The 466-nt window shown below is 39.1% G+C and carries 1 protein-coding gene; it reads right to left on the bottom strand.

Features of this window, described 5'->3' with window-relative positions; all coding sequences use genetic code 11:
• Positions 1 to 466, bottom strand: a 466-nt coding sequence (locus tag HMPREF2795_RS03810) for a transposase family protein (protein ID WP_148131265.1), incomplete at both ends; no start/stop codon positions are given.

Below are 466 nucleotides of genomic sequence, written 5' to 3'. Positions count from 1 at the left end.
CGACTTCTCACCTGACTAGAATAACGAAGGAAATGATTGCGAATAGTCACTTGAGTTCGCCCATCCAGGATAACTACGATCTTTCTGGAATCAAAATCCTGTGCAATGAAACTCATCTTACCTTTCTTGAAGCTGTATTCATCCCAAGACATGTGAGTTGGAAGGAAAGATAAATCTGTCTTGAATTTGAATTCTTTCAATTTACGAATGACTGTCGAAGTAGATACAGATAGACTTTCTGCGATAGCCGTCATAGGGACTTTCTCGATTAATTTTTGAGTGATTTTCTGGTTAACGATGGTAGCGATTTGGTGATTCTTTTTGACTAAGGAAGTCTCTGCGACAGCTATTTTCCCGCAGACTTTACAACGGAAACGGCGTTTTCTCAATCGAATGAGTGTCTTATAGCCTGCACACTCTAGATAGGGGATTTTAGATTCTTTCTGGAAGTCATATTTAGTCATTT

Source organism: Streptococcus sp. HMSC056C01, from assembly GCF_001811305.1.
GTDB lineage: Bacteria > Bacillota > Bacilli > Lactobacillales > Streptococcaceae > Streptococcus.
This window is presented reverse-complemented; position numbering and strand designations above follow the sequence as displayed.